Annotated in this window: 4 protein-coding genes and 1 pseudogene; 2 read left to right on the forward strand and 3 right to left on the reverse strand. The window is 31.3% G+C overall.

Annotated elements, in window-relative coordinates; all coding sequences use genetic code 11:
* A pseudogene (locus BW926_RS13910) lies at positions 1–915 on the forward strand (hypothetical protein); the annotation flags it as partial.
* Between the two features lie 452 nt (positions 916–1,367).
* Here BW926_RS13910 and BW926_RS13920 read toward each other — a convergent pair.
* Genes BW926_RS13920 through BW926_RS13930 form a run of 3 tightly spaced genes read right to left on the reverse strand, consistent with a single transcriptional unit; the run spans position 1,368 to position 2,093 of the window.
* Positions 1,368–1,559 (reverse strand): phage antirepressor KilAC domain-containing protein, encoded by a 192-nt coding sequence (locus tag BW926_RS13920; protein ID WP_076447936.1) that lies wholly within the window; start codon positions 1,557–1,559, stop codon positions 1,368–1,370.
* A gap of 51 nt (positions 1,560–1,610) precedes the next feature.
* Positions 1,611–1,916, reverse strand: a complete 306-nt coding sequence (locus BW926_RS13925; RefSeq protein ID WP_076447938.1) for a hypothetical protein — start codon at positions 1,914–1,916, stop codon at positions 1,611–1,613.
* Between the two features lie 12 nt (positions 1,917–1,928).
* Positions 1,929–2,093, reverse strand: coding sequence for a hypothetical protein (locus tag BW926_RS13930; protein ID WP_228403462.1), 165 nt, complete (start codon positions 2,091–2,093; stop codon positions 1,929–1,931).
* A gap of 201 nt (positions 2,094–2,294) precedes the next feature.
* On the opposite strand from BW926_RS13930, the gene BW926_RS13935 reads away from it, so the two are divergent.
* Complete coding sequence (locus tag BW926_RS13935; RefSeq protein WP_076447941.1) at positions 2,295–2,600, forward strand: helix-turn-helix domain-containing protein; 306 nt, start codon at positions 2,295–2,297, stop codon at positions 2,598–2,600.
* Positions 2,601–2,822: the final 222 nt, after the last annotated feature.

Here is a 2,822-nt window from a genome sequence, read left to right on the forward strand (position 1 = left end):
GTTACCAATGGTGTAATTTCTTTCTGGACAGGAGTTGCAAACTCTAACACGAATGAGAGAATGAGAATACATTCTAATGGTAATGTGGGAATTGGAACAGCAGCACCTACCGCTAAATTGCATGTAGAAGGAAGCCAGTACTTAAATGCGGCGATAACATCAGCAACCACTAAAAATGCTTTAGATATTAATATTGGTCAGGATGGCTTTTCTTATGGTAATAGGACTGACAACTATGGAATTATAATGCGTACCAATAGTTCTTTATTGGGAGGGCCAATAGCGAGGATTAATTTTGGGGATATTAATACAACGACAATGTTAGGACCGCGCTATTTATCCTTTAGTGTAGGACAGACACTGAATGAGTTGCTATATTTAACGAACAATAATGGTGGTAATATAGGAATAGGAACTACGAATCCAAATGCTGGAGCCAGCTTAGACTTAGGCGCAACCAATAAAGCTTTTATGACCAACCGAGTTGTAGGTCCATCAGCTATTTCTAGCCCTTCCGATGGGATGATTATTTTTGATACTACTGGAAAATGTTTTAAGGGATATGGTAATGGAGCTTGGAATGATCTTTCAAATTGTGTTAATGCTCCACTTTCATTTGACGCGACTTACTTTCCTCTCGCAGTAATGTCTAGCGCAACTAATAAAGTTAGTGCGACAGGATTTATTAGACTTAAAGGAGGTACTGGGACTATATCTCCTCCCTTAAATACGGTAAATTCAACAGGGGTTACCGGTTTAGTTTTAATTCCAATGAATAATACGTATGATCCTAAAGGTGGTACACTTTATTTTAATATATCAGGATTCCCAGCCCCACATACTCCCGGCGCTAGTGCAAATTTTACATTCTCAATTAATGGTTCTCCTATAACATGGACTGTTTCGGTGGACTAAACAAAAAATTAAGAAGACTCATTTATTCATAATATAACAACAAAAAAGGTTCTATTAACACTTTGATTGTAAAGGCCATGACTATTGGTTGTTTATATAAGCAGAAATTGTAATAGCCACTACTTGATCTGACAGTTTGGGTGTAATTGCCAATAAAACTGTCAGATTAAATTGTGACTAATTCAAATAAATAGATACAGATTTTGTTAACTATTTTTAATGAAAATTGAGCATTGATCACAGAATTTCTTTAGTTCTCTTATACATTCTGCCTGCTTGTCAATAAGATCAATGTGTTTTTTTAAAATCTTTTTATATTGAATGTTATCGTAAATATTCCATATTATTAATAAGACTACAATGACTAATAATAAAATGTTTAACATCACGGTTTCTTTTTTTCAAATATATGAAAGATAAAGAACATAATTAAGTGTTCTTTATCTTTTGTTTTACGCTGTTGCTTTTTGCTTTAAAAGATCATGTATAAACAACCTTCCTTTTTCGGTCCAAACGGTCTGCATCGAAGTTTGTGTATTTCCAGACGAATCGGTAAAGGAATGTGTTTTTGTTTTTGTGTAACCTTTGTCCTGATGTTTACTATAAAGCAGCCATGTTCCATTCTGTTTATACTGTACATGCATTTCGCATAATGGTAGATAAGATTGTTTTCATATTGGTAAGATTTAAATTGATTATTGAGCAGGAACAAAGAAAGTTTTATCTTTTATTTTTCTGAATTCACAATATTTTTTAAGGCTTTCAAACTTTCGTGTTGCTTCTCCTCCGCTCCAATCTGAATTTTCTCGTGCCATCTGCATTTCTTTTTCAATATCAACTATAAAAACTTCGCTAAAAGTAAAATCGGTTTGATTTAGAGGTAATTCTGGATTAAGTCCTTTAATAGATACCCATGTATTTCCGATTTCATGAACTTCGAAAGTCAAAAAATTAAACTTAGTATAGAAACTTGGTGTCTGAATGTTGATTATTACTTTCATAAATATGATTTTTTATATTAGGTTAAAGAATTTCGCTTCTGTTGGGTTCAATAATGGTCTTATGGCTTCAACATCATCGTTAGAGAGTTCGGATAATTTTTTCTTAATTACTTTTTCCAAGTTGTTCCAGAACTTCCAAGATCTTACGTCATCTGATCTATGGTAGTTCGTATCCATTGCGTTAATGTTTCTCGCTATCTTTTCCGCTCTCTGTAATGATATTGTTTGCATATTGTAAACTTTACTTGTTAACTATTACGCAAATGTAAACTAAAGTATTTAAACTAACAAATGTTTTAACAACTTTTTTTGATATTTTTTATTTTAATAAAAAGTTTAGTTTTTATTTATATATTTGCGGTAACAAATAAACTTTATATGGATATATTAAAAATTGCTACGATCATGCAGCAAAAGGGAATTTCTATAGAATCTTTAAAAAATAGGATTGAAGAGAATGGAGAAAAACTGTCGCGAACTTCAATAAGTGACATTATTAATGGGAAAGGAAACCCAAAATTAAGCACGTTAATTTCAATATCTAAAGCTTTAGATGTGGATTTTTCAGAATTATTTACAAATGTTAAAAACAATGATAAAGCCATTGCCATTACAATGTTAAATGGTGAACTTAAAACTTTTACAAGTTTATTTGAGCTTAAAGAATATGTAAATCATATATAACCCTGTAAAATTTCTGTAAAAATACTGTATTGTGTGGTGTGTAATTTTTTCTTTACTTTGGGAAAATTATAAACATGAAAAAACTACTTATTTTACTAATTCCTTTATTTGGATATACTAATTTAGCTTCCAGTTAGAGTTAAGCTACATTTTTGTAAATTTTGTTTTGATTGTTAAATTCTTCTATTGTTTGATAATTCAGGGTACTGTGTCTTCTTTTTT

This window comes from Chryseobacterium sp. RU37D (genome assembly GCF_900156075.1).
Classification (GTDB): domain Bacteria; phylum Bacteroidota; class Bacteroidia; order Flavobacteriales; family Weeksellaceae; genus Chryseobacterium.

Coding starts and splice junctions, on each gene's coding strand:
- BW926_RS13920 (WP_076447936.1), bottom strand. CDS start 1,559: ATGCATGTACAGTATAAACAGAATGGAACATGGCTGCTTTATAGTAAA.
- BW926_RS13925 (WP_076447938.1), bottom strand. CDS start 1,916: ATGAAAGTAATAATCAACATTCAGACACCAAGTTTCTATACTAAGTTT.
- BW926_RS13930 (WP_228403462.1), bottom strand. CDS start 2,093: ATGGATACGAACTACCATAGATCAGATGACGTAAGATCTTGGAAGTTC.
- BW926_RS13935 (WP_076447941.1), top strand. CDS start 2,295: ATGGATATATTAAAAATTGCTACGATCATGCAGCAAAAGGGAATTTCT.